10 protein-coding genes and 2 pseudogenes are annotated in these 17692 nt (G+C 67.1%); 5 read left to right on the top strand and 7 right to left on the bottom strand.

What is annotated here, in order from left to right:
• Positions 1–105 precede the first annotated feature (105 nt).
• On the bottom strand, positions 106–549 hold the full coding sequence (locus IF11_RS0134815; RefSeq protein WP_240627535.1) for a transposase: 444 nt from the start codon (positions 547–549) through the stop codon (positions 106–108).
• Positions 550–702: 153 nt separating this feature from the next.
• Positions 703–1377, bottom strand: a complete 675-nt coding sequence (locus tag IF11_RS0134810; protein ID WP_030355812.1) for a nitroreductase — start codon at positions 1375–1377, stop codon at positions 703–705.
• A gap of 167 nt (positions 1378–1544) precedes the next feature.
• Here IF11_RS0134810 and IF11_RS41480 point away from each other — a divergent pair.
• A pseudogene (locus IF11_RS41480) lies at positions 1545–1711 on the top strand (IS5/IS1182 family transposase); the annotation flags it as partial.
• Positions 1712–1808: 97 nt separating this feature from the next.
• Here the strand turns inward: IF11_RS41480 and IF11_RS0134805 are convergent.
• Positions 1809–2732 (bottom strand): TIGR03620 family F420-dependent LLM class oxidoreductase, encoded by a 924-nt coding sequence (locus IF11_RS0134805; protein WP_030355811.1) that lies wholly within the window; start codon positions 2730–2732, stop codon positions 1809–1811.
• Between the two features lie 137 nt (positions 2733–2869).
• Between IF11_RS0134805 and IF11_RS0134800 the strand changes: the two genes are divergently transcribed.
• Positions 2870–3208 carry an ArsR/SmtB family transcription factor gene (locus IF11_RS0134800; protein ID WP_030355810.1) on the top strand — a complete coding sequence of 113 codons (339 nt, stop codon included), beginning with the start codon at positions 2870–2872 and terminating at the stop codon, positions 3206–3208.
• A 258-nt stretch (positions 3209–3466) separates the two neighbouring features.
• Here the strand turns inward: IF11_RS0134800 and IF11_RS41740 are convergent.
• Together IF11_RS41740 and IF11_RS41135 are read right to left on the bottom strand one after the other, a co-directional pair.
• A pseudogene (locus IF11_RS41740) lies at positions 3467–3748 on the bottom strand (IS5/IS1182 family transposase); the annotation flags it as partial.
• Between the two features lie 998 nt (positions 3749–4746).
• The gene (locus IF11_RS41135) at positions 4747–4947 is read right to left on the bottom strand and encodes a hypothetical protein (protein ID WP_133243187.1); all 201 of its coding nucleotides are present in this window, start codon (positions 4945–4947) and stop codon (positions 4747–4749) included.
• A 471-nt stretch (positions 4948–5418) separates the two neighbouring features.
• On the opposite strand from IF11_RS41135, the gene IF11_RS0134795 reads away from it, so the two are divergent.
• The 3 genes from IF11_RS0134795 (at position 5419) to IF11_RS0134785 (ending at position 16027) form a co-directional block, all read left to right on the top strand.
• Complete coding sequence (locus IF11_RS0134795; RefSeq protein ID WP_030355809.1) at positions 5419–8961, top strand: laminin G domain-containing protein; 3543 nt, start codon at positions 5419–5421, stop codon at positions 8959–8961.
• A gap of 170 nt (positions 8962–9131) precedes the next feature.
• On the top strand, positions 9132–15671 hold the full coding sequence (locus tag IF11_RS0134790; protein ID WP_244888271.1) for an RHS repeat domain-containing protein: 6540 nt from the start codon (positions 9132–9134) through the stop codon (positions 15669–15671).
• 2 nt (positions 15672–15673) lie between these two features.
• The gene (locus IF11_RS0134785) at positions 15674–16027 is read left to right on the top strand and encodes a hypothetical protein (protein ID WP_030355807.1); all 354 of its coding nucleotides are present in this window, start codon (positions 15674–15676) and stop codon (positions 16025–16027) included.
• Between the two features lie 634 nt (positions 16028–16661).
• Here IF11_RS0134785 and IF11_RS41735 read toward each other — a convergent pair.
• Both IF11_RS41735 and IF11_RS41730 read right to left on the bottom strand, forming a co-directional pair.
• Positions 16662–16958 (bottom strand): transposase, encoded by a 297-nt coding sequence (locus IF11_RS41735; protein WP_206300578.1) that lies wholly within the window; start codon positions 16956–16958, stop codon positions 16662–16664.
• A 69-nt stretch (positions 16959–17027) separates the two neighbouring features.
• Entirely contained in the window at positions 17028–17432 is a 405-nt protein-coding gene (locus IF11_RS41730; RefSeq protein ID WP_211266769.1) for a hypothetical protein, read from the bottom strand.
• Between the last annotated feature and the right edge of the window lie 260 nt (positions 17433–17692).

Here is a 17692-nt window from a genome sequence, read left to right as displayed (position 1 = left end):
CTGGCTCAGATGCTCGGCGAGTCCAACAGCCGGAACGACGTCACCCCATGGGGACGGCAGGCCATTGAGTTGGACCTCGGTAAGTGTTGGCGCGGTCTTTAGATGTCATGCCCATATCAGGAGCGATGTGAGGGTGGCGGCTTCCTGATGGGACTCGGCGGTCTTCTCGTAGCGGGTGGCGATGCCTCGCCACTGCTTCAAGCGGTTGAAGCATCTCTCAACCACGTTGCGCCGCTTGGAGAGCCGCTTGTCGAAGGCGGGCGGGCTCCCGCCGCGGTGGCCGCGCCGAAGCCGGTTGCGGATCTGGTCGGACCGTTCCGGGATGGTGTGGCTGATACTCCGCTGCCTGAGCCAAGCCCGGATCGCTTTGGAGCTGCAGTCCTTGTCGCCGATGACGTGGCCGGGCCGGACGCGGGGCCGTCCGGGACCGGGGCGGGGCACCCGTATCGCGTCCATCATGGCGGTGAACGGGGTGCAGCAGTCGCTGGTGTTCCCGCCTGTGACGGTGAAGGCGAACGGACGCCCCGGGGCATCGCAAGGTGTACGCAGCTCCTGGCAGCGCCCGTGGCTCTTGGTCGCGACAAGGGCTGCCAGAAGCTCCGTAGTTCCGTCACCCCGTCCATGTCACGTGTAACTGCGATGGGATGGGAATTGACTCATTCATTGACGGACAGTGGCGGAACGGATGGCGCCGGTGAAGAACTACTGCTCGTCGAGAACTCCGGGGGTGTCGTGCAGAACGACGCTTTGTTCAAGCGGGGCGCGTCCCATATGGAAGCTGTTTGCCAGTGCGGTCACATCGGCTGCGCCGAAGGAGATGCCGAACAGCAGCTTGTGTTCTTCGGGAACACCCAGGAACTCGCGGACGGTGTCGGCGTACATTCCGAGCATGGTCTGCGGAATGCCGCCGAACCCGCGGGCCGTCAGTGAGAGCAGGAAGTTCTGCGCGTACATGCCGATGTCGGCAGCTACCCGCACCCCGTCGCCGAACACCGGCATGAAGAGGAAGGCGGCGTGGGGAGCGTCATGGAATTCCAGGTTCGCTCGGGCATGCGCGTTCCTCGCTGCCCGGTCCGAGCGCGGTATCTTCAGAGCCTGGTAGAGGGTCGCGCCGTGGTCCTGCGCCCGCTCGTAGTAAGCGCCGTCGCCGAAGTCGGCGTAGTCGAAGGTGAAATCGTAGGAGAGGCGTTCCTCATCATGGGCCTTGAGCAGTTCTTTGCTCAGGGCGTCGCGTGCCGCACCCGAGACGACATGCGTCGTCCACGGCTGGGTGTTGCAGTTCGACGGGGCGAACTGGGCGTCTTCCAGCACGCCGCGGATGTCCGATGGGGACAGCGGAGTGGGCAGGAACTTCCGAACGGAGTACCGGGAGCGCATGACGTCCGAAAAGGGCGAAGTTGTGGCGGGCAGGAGGATTCCTTTCAGTGATGGTCCGTTCCCATGAGCGTGGTTGTGCCTCACGGGTCGTTGCAGGACGTGGGGTAATGCCGGATGTGTCAGCGGCGGAGCGGGCAGTCGATTCCCCCTGCCGCCCTTGCCGACCGACCGTGGTCCGTGCCCACCAGCACGCTGCCGGGGGCCGGAAAGGGGGCTCCGCAACCCGGGACTCGGTCGGTCCCGAGGCGGTCTGACCAGCAAGATTCACCTGATATGCGATGCCCTGGGGCGTCCGTTCGCCTTCACCGACACAGGCGGGAACACCAGCGACTTTTGAAGACAACTCTTAGACGCGGGCGGGGCGGGGTGTCGGGGGTACGGAAGGCGGCGCAGGGTTCTCAGCAGATCCGGTCGGCTGCTGGCCGCTCAGCTCATACGCGTTCGAGTTCCAAGGCTGCGGCGATCTCGGCGAGCGCCTGTCGAGGATCTGAGTACAGGTCGTTTCCGATGGCTTGGAGCACAACATGATCAGCTCCGGCATCGAGGTGCGCGTTCGCGATGGCCACCACCGATTCCGCGCCCCCCATGGCGACCATGGAGCGAGCGAGATGCTCCGAGGGGCTGGGGGCGAAGTCGGAGTCATTGAAGCCCTGGCGCCGCCAGGATGCGCGGTAGTTCTCAAATCCATCGTAGATGTGCAGGTGGTTGTAAGCCCGCTGCAGCTGCTGCTCGGTGTCGCCGCCGATGGTGACGCCCTGCTCGGAGATCACCCATCGTTCCGGGCCGAGGCGTTCACGGGTAAAGCGGGTCTGCTCAGGGGTGACCAGGTAGGGCATCGCGCCGTCTGCGTCCGAGCCCGAGAGCTCGATCATTTTCGGGCCCAGCGCTGCCAGGATTCGCGGGGGACGCCCGGCTTCCTGGTCGATGTGTCCGGGGACGGACGCCATGCGCTCAAGATAGTTCCGCATGGTGGCCAGCGGCTTCTCGTAGATCTTGTTCAGCCGGCCTTCCACCATCGGCTGGTGGCTGACGCCGAGACCGAGGACGAACCGCCCTGGGTACATCGCACTGAGCGCTCGGCCGCCCGCTTCGGCAGCTACGGCGTCGCGCAGATGGATGTTGGCGATCCCGGTCCCGATCACAAGGTGCTGGGTGGCCGCCAGCAGAGCAGCGGCCTGGGTCAGCGATTCCTTCCCCCCGCCCTCGGGGAAGAACAACGAGGCATACCCCATGTTCTCGATGTCACGCGCGAGCTTCTGCGCGTCCGGAGTGCTCAGGCCGTCGAGGGCACACATGACACCGATGCGGGAGGTGAACCCGATGTGAGCACGCTGCGGCGCGGACGATGCGGTCAAGTTCTCGCTCCAGACTCTCTCTGCGGGGCCGGACGGGCTGCGCCGGAAAACGTCAACACCGCCTGCGGCCAATGGACGTGCCGACCCTACTTCATGTACGCAATAGCGCGTACATCATGTCGGCTATGGTGGATGCCATGGCTAGTCGTACGGCGTCGGGCTTCGCCACCCCTGACGAGGAAGACCTTGATCTGTTCAGGGTCATGGCTGCCCTCGCCGATCCAGTCCGTCGCCGTGTCGTCCTCGCTCTCGCCCAGCACGACGGCCTGCCGTGCGGCGCCATCGACATGCAGGTCTCGAAGTCAGCCGCCACACGCCACTTCCGGGTCCTACGCGAAGCCGGCCTGATACGGCAGTGGCAGGACGGCAACAAGCTGGGCAACTCGCTGCGCCGCGAGGAACTCGATCGGCGATTCCCCGGTCTGCTCGACCTCGTTCTACGCGAAAGCGGGCCCTCCACGACGCCCCATCCATGAGAGCCGCGTCGGCAGAATCGGCTCCCGGAGCCTGCCGACGAACACCACCGCCTCGGCACGCCCCCTGGCTCCCCCACGCCCCCGAAGAAGCGCCACCTTCAGCACTCGGCCTCTTCGTGTAGCACCTGGGCAAGTTGTTCGCCAGCTTGTTCCTTCGCCACGCCCATGGCTGCTTGCCAACGAAGTTCGCGTTCTGCCCTGGCCTGCTGGTCATTCTGCCGGCGCCGACGTCCTTGAGAAGCCTTGGACGTGATCGCTGGAGAGATCAAGGTACGAGCTCTCGACGGTCAGGTGGAGCTTGGAACCGGAACGGGCGCGATCGACGGGCGAGGGGCCGACATGATCTCCCCTTGAGAGCCCGGACGTGCGACCCGTCCACGGAGCAGTCGTCCAGGTCCAGCAGACCTGCGCGGCGCATCTCGGTCAGCAGCGCCGTGTGCAGGCGTGGCCAGACGCCGGCCTCGGTCCAGTCCCGAAGCCGACGCCAGACCGTCACCCGGAGCGGCCCACCGTCTCGGCGGGGACATCGCACCACGCGACTCGACACGGCCCTCCTCAACCACCTCGTACATCAGCGTGGTGTATCGCAGAGGCGCGTGGAAGCGGGGTGGCGTGACTTCTTGAAAATCGCGAAAGGTACAGGGAAGGTTTGAAGGGCCTCCTTCCCGTCTCGATCTGTCGGCCGGCGGCGCGCTCAGGAAAAGGGCTGGCCTTGTCCGATACGCCCGTACGCCGCAGCTGTCCCGCTGCTGGGCGATCCGCCGGACTGGACGACGTCGAACGAGAAGAGCGGGTGTTGTCCGGCGATCCAGGCGCAGAAGGTTCCTCCACACCAACAGCGACGAGGACCAGTGGAGCGCGCCGAGGCTGATCTTCCTGGCCAGCCCTCGACGAAGCCCTGCACATCCGCCTTGGCCTCACCGTGGAGCCGTTGCGGGCCTCGGTCACAACGCAGGGCAACCACCACGTCCGGCCCCTACGTACACGGCCGGGGAAAGCGTGGGGTTGCGATCCTCGGTCGTCCTCCGGGGCGACCGAGGATCGCATGGTCTCGATCGAGCGGCTGTCGGCGCTCGTGGCGGTCGCCCTGCGGGGCGACCAAAATCGCACCTGACAGCAGAAGCGAATGCGCCTCCTGGGACTTCTCTGGGACTTTCAGCTACATCAGCGGGCATGAGAGCGAAAGACGGGAAAGAGAGTACGCGCAGGTCAGCGCCATTCAAGCAGCCATCACAGCAGGTCAGGAAGCCGCCCAGTCTCTTCCGCGACAACTGACCACGGCGGCGCCCTCGCGCTGCTGCTTTTCAGCAGCGCGCAGCGCCATCAGCCGAGTGGCATAGACCCTGACCTGCCTCCAAACCCACCTGACACCACATCAGAACGAGCGTCAAATGAGCGTCACGAGCGTCATTTCAGCGTCAAGATATCGCCCGTAGCGCCCACACCGCACATAATGCGCATCGACGAAGGCGCAGGTCAGGCGCCCTTCGCGACAGGTTCAAGGATCGCCACGCACTCCACATGGTGCGTCATCGGAATCACATCAAGACGACCGAAGGCGGGAGGACGTGCAGGTCGGATGCCTTTTCGAGGCCCTGAGAACAGCCCGGACGATACTTGATCCGGTCGATCGACAGCAGGATGCCCGTCAGGATCTCGGAAGCGAGGTGGCCTGTGGCCCGCACTGCGCCCGCGACGCCGAGTACGACTGTTGCCGGGAAATAGGCCGGAACAAGCATTGCCCCCGGCGCGAGGCGCCGCCCGAAGCAGCCAATCTCCCTATGAGACACGGCCAGTTGACGGGTGAGCAGGTGCAGGTGTGCGGTAGACCTTGATCGTGACACCGGACACCAGGAGCTTCTTCGTCAGCGACCCACCAGCACAACCAGCACTCGATACCGGCAGGGTGGAAGCAGGTCAATGTGATACGCGACACCATTGACCAGCGTGATCAACGAACACATGATCCTCACAGCTTCTTCTCATGAAAATTAGGGAACGGGTGGGGTGTGTTTACGCGAAGACGGCAGCGCGGCTGGTGTCAGACGGTGGGGAGTTGGGCGGTAGCCGTCGCGCTCCTGGGAGTTGCGGTTCCGGCAGTTGGGGCCGGGGCGGCTCCGGCACTCGCCGATGACGGGGCGGCCTCGGTAGCGGCTGACAGGACTGCGGAGTCGGAGGCGAGCGCGCTCGCGGCGGAGACGGGTGAGCGGGTGGCCGTGGACGCGGCGACTACTGAGTCGTCCCAGGTCTTCGCCAACCCGGACGGCACGTTCACTCAGGAGATGAACGCGGCTCCGGTCCGTGCCCGGAAGGACAACGGTACTTGGGCCTCCATCGACACCACCCTCGTGCGCGAGGCCGACGGCTCTGTGCGGGCGGAGAACACGACGGCCGATGCCGCCTTCTCGGGCGGCGGCAGCGGGGACGCACTGGTCACGCTGAAGGGCGCCGGGCATGAATTGCAGCTCGGCTGGCCCACCGCGCTCCCCGAGCCCTCCGTCGAGGGCGATACGGCCACCTACGCCGGAGTCCTTCCGGACGTCGATCTGAAACTGACCGCGTTGAGTACCGGCTATACCTCGGTGCTCGTGGTGAAGACCTCGGAGGCGGCGAAGAATCCGGCGCTCGCGACGATCACGATGACTGTCTCCGGCGATGGACTGGACATCGCGCCCACGGCCGACGGTGGTTTCGTGGCACGCGACGGCGACGGCACGCCGGTCTTCGAGAGTCCAACGGGTCGCATGTGGGACTCGGCCGGTGACACCCCAGTCGCCGCCGCCGCCGCCACGGCTGGCGTCACCACGCAACTCGTCCGCACTGCTTCCTCGGCGGAGACCGCAGGCGAGCTGGGGGCGGCACCGCTGCCCGATGCCAAGGGCGAGCCGGCCCCTTCGGAGGGCCCCGGCAGCGGTGACGCGGCGGCCGAGCTCCCGCTCAAGGTCACCGGCACCACCCTGGAGATCACGCCCGATCCGGCCCTGCTCCATGGCGAGGACACCGTCTTCCCGCTCTACATCGACCCGCCGACCAAGGGCATCGCGCTGGGCGACTGGACAGCGCTCTCCTCGGACGGTGACAAGTTCTGGGAGTTCGACGGGGACAAGGGGGTGGGGCGCTGCTCCAACTACGCCGGCTATCTCTGCTCCAGCAGCCCCTACACCCAGCGTATGTACTTCGAGTATCCGCTGTCGTCGATCCACGGCAAGAAGGTCCTGGACGCGACGATGGAGGTGTATCAGGTGTGGACCTTCACGTGTGATCCGCACTGGTACGACCTGAGCCATGTGGACAAGGGCATCTCCTCAAGTACGACGTGGTCGTCGCGTCCCACCGCGGTGGACCTGATGGGCGACCGGAACGTGGCGTACGGACGGGGCTCTCTGTGCAGCCCGTCGCAGCCTGCGAACTGGGTGCGTTTCAGCGACAACGTGGGTGAGGAGACGAATGAGAATCTGACGACGACGATCGCTTCGCATGCGGCGAACAAGTCGGCGCAGATCACCTTCTCGCTGGCGGCGCACGACGAGTCCGACGCGGGTGCCTGGGCGCGGTTCCGCAACGACGCCAAGCTGTCGGTGACGTACGTGTCCTACCCGGACAAGCCGACGTCGTACGGTGTCCAGCAGGGCACCACCGGGCGGGCCTGCAACGCCTCCACGCTGCCCTTCGCCACCAGTGACACCACTCCGAAGATGTTGGCCACGGTGCAGTCGGTGGATGGGAGCCAGGCCCAGCTGCGCGCCATGTTCGAGGTGTGGAAGGCCGACGGCTCCAGCCGTGCCTGGTACGCGGCCTCGCCGGACGGCGCGTGGGTGGCCGACAACGCGGTGCGTGACGCGTCCTCCAGCGCGCTGCCGGCGCAGACGGATTACCGGATGCGGGTCAAGACGCAGGCGTACTACAAGACGGACCGGGGCGCCACGGGTGTCCTGGACTCGTCCTGGTCGTCCTGGTGCTACTTCCGGGTCGACACCGATTCGCCGCCGCCTCCGGTGGTGACCAGCGCGGACGGCATCTACCAGCCGGCCGAGACCGATCCGGCCGCGGGTGGGGTCGGTACGTCGGGCACGTTCACCTTCACCCCCGCGGACACCAACCCCACCACGCCCGGCATCCAGTCGGACGTTGTCAGCTACAAGTGGAAGCTGAACAGCGGCACGGTCTCCGCCCCGATCACCGTGGCCAAGGGCACGGCGACCACCCGGACGATCACGCCGAACCAGGCCGGCGAAAACACGATCCAGGTCTGGGGCTACGACGCGGCCGGACACAGCTCGCTCACCGGCTACTACAGCTTCCTGGTGAAGGGCGCTGAGAAGCCCTCAGGAATCTGGCACCTGGACAACGCCCTCACCGACGCCACCACCGCGACTCAGCACCCGCTGACCTCCTCGGGGGCCACCTGGGACACCCTGGCCCGCAGCGGCTCAGGCGCGGCGAAGCTCAACGGCACGACCGCGTATCTCTCCACCTCGGGTGCGGTGCTGGACACCACCAAGTCCTTCACCGTCTCGGCCTGGGCGCGCCTGGCGAAGAAGGACGTCAACTACACCGTCCTGTCGCAGGCAGGCACGAACGCCTCCGGATTCCAGCTGTACTACTCCACGGCGTACAACGCCTGGGTCTTCAACCGGCACCAGACGGACGTCGCCAGTCCGGCGATCACTCGCTCGATCGGAGGGAAGCCGCCGGTCCTGAACGCCTGGACGCATCTTGCCGGTGTCTACGACGCGGCGGCGCAGACGATCCAGCTCTACGTCAACGGCGTCCCGCAGGGCGAGCCGGTGCCTTTCACAGTGACTCCGTGGAAGGCGTCCGGCGGACTACAGGTCGGCCGACTGTGGGCCTCGGCAACCGGCAAGGAGAACTTCGCCGGAACCATCGACGAGGTCAAGGTCTGGTCCCGCGCGCTCGCGGACACCGAGGTAACCCACGACGCCTGGCTGGAGGACGAGGACCTCAGCGACGGCACCGCGGGCGATCCGGTCCCGGCGCTCGTCGCCAAATGGGACGCCACGGACATGGCCAACGCGACCGGCGCCACGGTCAAGGACGGCAGCGGCTTCGGCCGGAACCTCACCCTCAACGGGGCCGCGCTCACCCTGTTCACCACCGGTGACCCGGACGTCGGCGAAGAGGTCACGACCACGCAGCGGATGACCCTGAACGGCACCAGCGCGTATGCCGCCGCCACCGGCCCGGTCGTTGACGACTCCGGTTCCTTCACCGCGACCGCCTGGGTGACGCTGGACCCCGCCAAGCTCGCCGACACCGGCAAGTCGTACGCGGTGCAGGTGTTCGGCCAGTCGGGGACGAGCCAGTCTTCCTGGGGCGTCTGGTACGAGCAGCCGGCCGGCAGCAACCAGGGGCGGTGGACGTTCGGCCGTCCCGACAAGGACGGCACCGGGGCGCTCTGGACCAAGAACGAGTCCACTGCGTTCACCACGGCCCAGTTGGGTGTCCCGGTCATGCTGACGGTCGTCTACGACGCCCAGGCGGCGGCTGACCCCGAGGACGCCTCCAGGCTCGGCGCGCTCAAGCTCTACGTCGACAGCGCTCTGATGGGCGACGAGGACGGTGTGCCGTACTCCGCCCCCTGGCAGGGCGGCGGAGCGTTCGAGATCGGCCGGGCGAAGATCAACGGCGCTGCCGCGCGCTACTTCCCCGGAACGATCGACAGCGTCCGGGTCTGGGCCGGAGCCACCTCCACCGACACCATCGCCAACCGGCGCAACACCGAACAGCAGTAACAGCGGGTCGGGACAGGGCGGGCCTCGTCGCCCGCCCTGTCCCGACCCGCCCCGTTCTGCTCGAAACACACTCCGCGCGTCTTTGCGGATGCGCCGAGGAGATCCGTCGTTCTCGGGCGCCGACGCCGCCCGAGCGCCTCCTTCCCATATCCGAGAACCGGGAATTCACCGTGTCTTCAATACCCTTCCGCACGCGCTTGCCAGGGGCGGTCATACGCCGCTGGCTCGGCCGTGGCGCACTCCTCGTCTCCCTCTCCCTCCTGCCACAAGTCGTGGTTCCCTCGGGCTACGACTTCGCCGCCCAGGCCCAGTCCCCGGCAGCGCGCAAGCAGTTGGAGGACCGGCCCGACGCGAAGATCGACAAGGTCGGTGTGCTCAAGCCGAGCACGTCCAAGGCCCCGAAGGACAAGGCCGTCCCCGCCTCCCAAGAGACCCGTGAGCGGCTGAAGAAAGCCGCGTGGCCGAAGTCCGGGAAGGCCACCGCCGAGGTCGCGGCGACCGGCACGGCCGCTGTCACCGTCGGCGGGCTCGGCGTGAAGCTGGCCCAGCAGCCCGCCGCCCCTGCACCCAAGCCGGCCAAGAGCAAGACGGAGGCGAAGGCCACCGGTAGGGCCGAGGAGGTGGCGCTCAGCGTCCACCCCCAGTCGGCGGCGAAGAAGGCGGGTGTCAACGGCGTCCTGCTCACCGTCGACCCGGCGGGAACCGCGGGCGGGGACTCCGCCAGTGACACCGACAGCCTCCGGGTCTCCCTGGACTACTCGTCCTTCAGCGACGTCTACGGCGGCAACTTCGGTCCCCGTCTGAGCCTGGTGACGCTCCCGGCGTGTGCGCTGACCACCCCGCAGAAGAAGTCCTGCCGTACCCAGAGCCCCGTGGCGGGCGCGGACAACGACGCGGAGTCCCAGACCCTGACGGGAACTGTCTCCGCCCGCGCCCTCGCGGCCGGCACCCCGATGCTGCTGGCGGCGGCGGCCGACAGCTCGGGCGGCGGGGGCGACTACAGCGCCACCCCGCTGTCCCCGACCGCGACGTGGGAGGCCGGGGGCAGCACGGGAGACTTCACCTGGAATTACCCGCTGCGAGTTCCCCCGGCGACCGCGGGCCCGTCCCCGAACCTGTCCATCTCCTACAACTCCGCTTCGGTGGACGGCCGCACGGCCGGGGAGAACAACCAGACTTCCGTGATCGGCGAGGGCTTCTCGATCACCGAGTCCTACATCGAGCGCAAGTACGGCTCCTGCAAGGACGACGGTCAGTCCGGCAAGGGCGACCTGTGCTGGAAGTACGCCAACGCCACCCTGGTCCTCAACGGCAAAGCCGTCGAGCTGGTCAACACCTGTGCCGACAAGGCGGCCTGCGACGCCGCGGCCCTGTCCGAGGCGTCCGGCGGTTCGTGGAAGGTGAAGAACGAGGACGGTAGCCGCGTCGAGCACCTGACCGGCGCCACCGGCAACGGCGACAACAACACCGAGTACTGGAAGGTCACCGACGCGTCCGGCAACCAGTACTTTTTCGGCAAGCACCGGATGCCCGGCTGGAGCGACAAGGGCACCACCGACACCGCCGACGACGACCCGGTCACCAACTCGGTGTGGACCGTTCCGGTCGTCGGCGACGACTCCGGTGAGCCTTGCTACAAGTCCACCGGCTTCGCCGACTCCTTCTGCAACCAGGCCTGGCGCTGGAACCTGGACTACGTCGTGGACACCCACGGCAACGCCTCCACGTACTGGTACGGCCGGGAGACGAACTACTACTCCAAGAACGCCGACACCGCCGTCAATGGCACCGGCTACACCCGCGGCGGTTACCTCAACCGCATCGACTACGGCCTGCGCAGCGACCTGCTCTACGCCAAGCCCGCGGCCCAGCAGGTCCGCTTCACCTACGCCGAGCGTTGCGTCGTATCGGGCGGCTGCTCCAGCCTGACCAAGGACACCAAGGCCAACTGGCCCGACGTGCCTTTCGACATGATCTGCGCGTCCGGCACCAAGTGCACCACTCAGATCGGCCCGGCCTTCTTCACCCGTAAGCGCCTCACCGACATCACCACCTCCGTGTGGACCGGCACCGGCACCACCCAGCGGGACGTGGACACCTGGCACCTGGAGCAGGACTTCCCCGACACCGGTGACGCCTCCTCGGCAAGTCTGTGGCTGAAGTCCATCCAGAACACCGGCAAGGCCAACACCACCGCGGCCGCCATGCCGCCGGTCGTCTTCGGCGGCATCCAGCTGCCCAACCACGTCGAGGGCAGCGGCCCGGACACCCTGCGCTACATCAAGTGGCGCGTGCGCACGATCAAGTCCGAGACCGGCTCCACCCTCACCGCCAACTACTCCGACCCCGACTGCGTGTGGGGCAGCAGCATGCCGGCGGGCGTCGACAAGAACACCCGCCGCTGCTTCCCGGTCAAGTGGTCCCAGTCCGGCGCCGAGCCGGTCACCGACTGGTTCCACAAGTACGTGGTCACCTCCGTCTTCCAGGACGACCCCTACGGCCACGGCGACACCGGCGAGACCTACTACGACTACCAGGGCGGCGCCGGCTGGGCCTACGCCGACGACGAGGGCCTGACCAAGCCGTCCAACCGCACCTGGTCGCAGTGGCGCGGCTACGGCCAGGTCGTGGAGACCTCCGGCGACTCCGAGGGACCGCGCTCCAAGAAATCCACGCTGTACATGCGCGGCCTGAACGGCGAGAAGGAACTCGACGGCACCGCCCGGGTGGAGAAGGTCACCGACTCCGCCGGCACCGCCCTCGACGACTCCCGCCAGTACGCCGGCTTCGTCCGCGAGACCATCGTCTACAACGGCACCGAGGAGCTCAGCGGCACCATCAACACCCCCTGGTCCCACAAGACCGGCAGCCACACCTACAGCTGGGGCACCACCGAAGGCTGGATCGTCCAGGCCGGCGAGACCACCACCCGCACCAAGACCTCCACCGGCACCCGCACGGTCAAGCAGAAGACCACGTACGACACCACGTACGGCATGCCGATCACCGTTGAGGACAGCGGCGACGCCGCAAAGACCGGCGACGAGTCCTGCGTGCGGACCAGCTATGCCCGCAACACCTCGGCCTGGCAGGTGAATACCGTCTCGCGCACCGAGACCTACTCGGTTCCCTGCGCGACCACCCCGGTGATCCCCGACGACGTCCTCTCCGACATCACTTTGGCCTACGACGACCAAGCGGTCGGGGTGGCACCCACCAAGGGCGACATCACCGCATCCTTCCGGCTGGCAAGCTACGGCGAGCTCGACAAGAAGCCCGTCTACCAGCAGGTCTCCAGCTCCACCTACGACAAGCTGGGCCGCCCGCTCACCGCGACCAACGCCCTCAACCGTACGGTCAAGACCACCTACGTCCCCGACGACACCGGCTACGGCCCGCTGACGTCCAAGACCACCACCGACCCCAAGCTCTACACCTCCACCACCGAGGTGGACCCGGCCTGGGGCACGGCCACCAAGACCACCGACGCCAACGGCAACATCACCGAGTGGTCCTTCGACGCGCTCGGCCGCCTGCGGTCGGTCTGGAAGCCGGACCGCTCCCGCGCCCTCGGCGACGCCGCCAGCATCGTCTACGCCTACAGCATCAACAACGACAAGGAGACCTGGGTCCGCACCGACGCCCTCAAGGCCGACGGCAAGACCTACAACAGCTCCTACGAAATCTTCGACAGCCTGCTGCGCTCCCGCCAGAAGCAGACCCCCGCGCCGAACGGCGGCCGGGTGATCTCCGAAACCCTCTACGACGACCGCGGCCTGGCCCACATCTCCAACGGGCAGGTCCACGACAACAACGCGCCCTCCGGAACCCTGGCCAACACCTACCCCGGCTCCGTCCCCGCCTCCACCGAGACACTCTTCGACGCCGCCGGCCGCGCCACCGAATCGATCTTCCGGGTCTACGACCAGGAGAAGTGGCGCACCAAGACCGACGAGCAGGGCGACCGCACCGCTGTCACCGCCGCCGAGGGCGGCACCGGCACCCTGACGCTCGTCGACGCCCGCGGCCGGATCACCGAGCGCCGTGAGTACGGCGGCCCCGTCCCGGCCGGCAGCGACTACACCCGCACCCTGTACGAGTACACCCCCGGCGGCCAGCTCAAGAAGATGACCGGACCGGACGAGGCGGTCTGGACGTACGACTACGACCTACGCGGCCGCAAGACCACCTCCACCGACCCCGACCAGGGCACCGTCACCACCGCCTACAACGACGCCGACCAGCCGGTGTCCACCACGACGACCCTCGACGGTGTCTCCCGCACCCTGATCACCGACTACGACGAGCTCGGCCGCAAGACCGGCACCTGGGACGGGGTGAAGGACAACGCCCACCAGCTGACCAAGTTCACCTACGACACCCTCGCCAAGGGACAGCCGACCGCCTCGATCCGGTACGTCGGCGGCACCACCGGCAAGATCTACTCCCAGGTCGTCACCGGCTACGACGCGCTCGGCCGCCCGAAGGGCACCAAGACCGTCATCGCCGCCACCGACCCCCTGGTCACCGCCGGCGCTCCGCAGACCTTCACCACCTCCTCCGTCTACAACATCGACGGCACCGTCCAGTCCACCTCGATGCCCGCGATGGCCGGCCTGCCCGCCGAGACCGTGGCCAACAGCTACAACAGCCTCGGCATGCTCACCGGCACCGACGGCATGACCGACTACGTCCAGAACATCGGCTACTCCCCGTACGGCGAGACCGAGGAGACCCGCCTGGGCACCTCCACCGGCGCCAAGCAACTCCAGATCCTCAACCGCTACGAGGACGGCACCCGCCGACTGGCCAACACCCACACCGTCGACCAGACCAACACCGGCTACACCAACGACGTCGACTACGTCTACGACGCCACCGGCAACGTCAAGTCGATCACCGACAGCGCCAACGGCAAAGACACCCAGTGCTTCACCTACGACGGCTACCGCCGGCTCACCGAAGCCTGGACCCCGTCCTCGGCCGACTGCGCGACTGCCCGCTCGGCGAGCGCCCTCGGTGGCCCCGCCCCGTACTGGACCAGCTGGACCTACAAGCCCGGCGGCCTGCGCGACACCCAGACCGAACACAAAGCCGCCGGTAACACCACCACCGCCTACAGCTACCCGGCGGTCAACACCTCCGGCACCGGCCAGCCCCACACCCTGACCTCCGTCAGCGTCAACGGCGGCACCGCCAAGCCGTACGCCTACGACGAACAGGGCAACACCACCAAGCGCTACGCCCCCACCGGCACCGCGCAGAGCCTCACCTGGGACATCGAAGGAGAACTCACCCGCCTCACCGAAGGCACCAAGACCACCGACTACCTTTACGACGCCAACGGCGAACTCCTGATCCGCCGCGGTCCCTCCAAGAGCGTCCTCTACCTGGCCGGCCAGGAACTCCACTACGACACGGCCGCCAAAAAGTTCACCGCCCAGCGCTACTACCCGGCCGGCGACGCCACCGCCGTCCGCACCGAGACCAGCCTGTCCTGGATGGTCGACGACCACCACGGCACCGCCTCGATAACGGTGGACGCCACCACCCAGGCCGTCACCCGCCGCTACACCAAGCCCTTCGGCGAGGCTCGCGGCACGACTCCGTCGGCCTGGCCCGACGACAAGGGCTTCCTCGGCAAACCCGCCGACGCCGACACCGGACTCACCCACATCGGCGCCCGCGAGTACGACCCGGCCACCGGACGCTTCCTCTCCCTCGACCCCGTCCTCACCCCCAACGACCACGAGTCCCTCAACGGCTACGCCTACGCCAACAACACCCCGGTCACCAAGTCCGACCCCACCGGGCTCCGCCCCGACGGCGCGTGCGGTGGCTCCTCAAGCTCCTGCAACGGTGGCACCGAGACCTGGACCAAGAGCAAGAACGGCTGGAAGTGGTCGTACACAAAGACCTACACCCAAAAGTTCCAGTACGCGAAGAAAAACGGCACCGCCGGAAGCGGCACCATGACCACCACGGTCACCCAGACCAGCGGCGCAACCACAGCGAAGATCGTGTTCAAGAAGGGACCTGACCCAAAGCCCAAGAAGGACGACGGCTACTGCAACGCCTGCTGGGCCATGGGAACCAACCCCCAGTACGACCCGAACGCCAACGACCTGCCAGACACAGGGAAGCTCGCAACCTGGCAGAAAGTTGTACTCGGCGCCATCACAGTCGTGGCGGCGGCCGTGATACTTGCCCCGGCCGCCATCGTCCTGGCCGAAGGATGCCTGGCCACAGCCCCAGTATGCGCTGCGGAAATCGCGGAAATGGCGACCGGCGGCGCCTCCGGCGGAAGCCTGGCAGTCGGCGGCGCGACCGTCGCGGCCGGGACCAAGGTACTGACCGCGGGCAAGAGCCTGCCGGATGGCCCGGTGACCCTGTACGGCCCGTTCCACCGGCTCTCCTCGCCGACCCAGACGGCGGACGACGCGCGGGCCATCGTCGAGTCCGGCGAACTGTGGGGCGTGACCCCGAGATGGGGCGGCAACGCCACGGCCCAGGCGCACCGAGGCCCGATCCCGACGAACGCCAAACCGGGAAGCCTGGAGTTCTACACCACCGTGAAACCCAAGCCCCAGGGCAGCACTCCGCCCGGATACGCTTCCTGGGAGGCCGATGTCGAGGCCGACGTCCGCTCCTTCACCAAGGACGGCGACGACTGGGCCTCTATTCCGATCATCATCACAGAGGTGCGGTAAGCATGGATCCGAGAGAGCTGGAAGCAGCAGAGTTGAAGAGGATTTCCGAACGGGATGTCCTCCTTGGCGACATGAAGTTTCTCGCTCAGGTCGACGTTGATCGCGCGGCTCTGGAGGAGCGTTGGGGCGATCCGGAGACCGTCCACGACGCCCTCGCAGAGTGGGTTTGCTTCGCCTTCTCCCCGGCGGATGGGGAGGCGTTCTTCCTGCAGCGGGAGGTGCACCATCCTCCTGCACCAGGATTCATCCTCAGCGTGACCAGGGGCCTCTTCTCCGTGGAGGCCGCCGGTCGGATCGTTGAGGTCCTGGGGATTGCCAAAGCGCGGGTGATTCAGGTCAGCGCCGAGGCCCCGTAGTATCCGACGCGCCCGGTGCGGACCTCCCCTTCCGGGGGAGTGGCCGCGCCGGGCGCACGGCTGTCTTCCGTCTGTCTACGCCGGGCGGAGCCAGACCGTTACCAACGGAGGCGTCTGCCCTGACGTGGGCTGTTGCCGGTTCGGGATCGTGGTGGGGTTCGTTCCGGCCGAAACCGATGCCTCTGTGATGCCGGTGAGCTCGCAGGTCAGCGTGGTGCTGGGGGCCGTCCACGGGACCGTGGAGTGTTGCTGTGAAGCACGTGCGTTAGAATTCCTGATTCACCCTGGCCCTCCCGGAACGGCATACAACGGGTCCGTCCGCCAGGGAGGGAGCAAGAGGCCGTGGACGTGTTGCACGAACGCTGCGCCGGCCTCGACATCAGCAAAAAGGACGCAAGGCGTGCGTCCGCACCCCGAGTACGAAAAGGCGGGGGTCCTTCACGACCGGGACCACGACGTGGGGATCGACAACGAAAGCGGTCCTCGCCCTGCGGGATCACCTGCCCGCCGCACAGGTGACGCTGATGGTGATCGAGGCGGCCTCGGACTACTGGAAGCCCTTCTACTACGTGTTGTCCGAGGGCTGTTGGCGTACGACCTTGTCTGGCTCTGGGAAGATTTTCGTAGCCGTAGATCATCTCGGAAGGACGGTCGGCCGGTCCGCGTAGCGGCGGCGGAAGTGGGCGATCAGGACGACGCGGTGACGGAGGAGCGGGACGCCGGCGCGTCCGGCCATCAGGCGTTTCTGCAGCTTGACGTCGGTGATACGGCCTTCGACGACCCCGGAGTTGTAAGGGGTTGTGATTCCCTGAGCGACAGCGCGCTGGTCCTCGTGCAGGGCTCCGGCGAGGCCGGCGAGAGGGGCCAGTCCGCTGTTTGAAAGGTCGTCGAGCCAGCCTGGCAAGGCTGTGGCGTCACGGTTGTCGACCATGCCGACGAACCGGCGGACCAGGTCGTGGGTATGCCGGAGTTCAGAGCAGGGATCGAGGAGTCGGGGCAGTCAGTCGTTGATGTGTGGGCTGCTGCGGCCCGGATGGGTAGTGATCCAGCGGGCGGCTTCGCGCAGGGAGGGCGATCGCTCGCGTGGCTCGTCCAGGGGCAGGCCCCGTCGCAGCGGTGCGACAGCCATTTTCACGCGCAAGTAATGGCCGAGGTAGCTCTTGCTCCGGAGTTCCTCGTGCAGGATCGTCGCGCTGTGCTGTCCCTCGTCCCAGCGTTGTTGCAGGTAGTCGAGGTAGGGGTCCAGAGTGGAGCGCTTGCGGGGCGGGCGGCGCATCACTTCTTGCCAGCTGCGGGCCCGGGCATACTTGCGTACCGTGCGACGGTCCAGGCCGAGCTCCCGTGCCACCGAGCTGTGACTCCGGCCCGTGCGGGTCAGGGCATGCACGGCCTCGCCTTCGGGCATGCCGCCCGGCCCAGGTGTGTGCCTGCCGGGAATGTTATCCATGCAGCTCAGGGGCTTGTCCGGCGGTGCGGCAGGATGACAGTCGTGTTGCTTCGTCTCGCTTACCTGACCGTCACCAACGCGTTCGCCGCCCTGCGGCTGTTACCGATGAGCGACCGCGGCAAGGACACGGAGATCCTCGCCCTGCGCCACCAGATCACCGTCCTCGAACGGCAGCTCGGTCCGGACCGGGTGAAGTTCGCTCCGGAAGACCGGGCTTT

The sequence above is a fragment of the Streptomyces scopuliridis RB72 genome (assembly GCF_000718095.1).
GTDB classification, from domain to species: domain Bacteria; phylum Actinomycetota; class Actinomycetes; order Streptomycetales; family Streptomycetaceae; genus Streptomyces; species Streptomyces scopuliridis.
The sequence above is the reverse complement of the archived record's forward strand: the minus strand, read 5'-3'. Positions and strand labels throughout refer to the sequence as shown.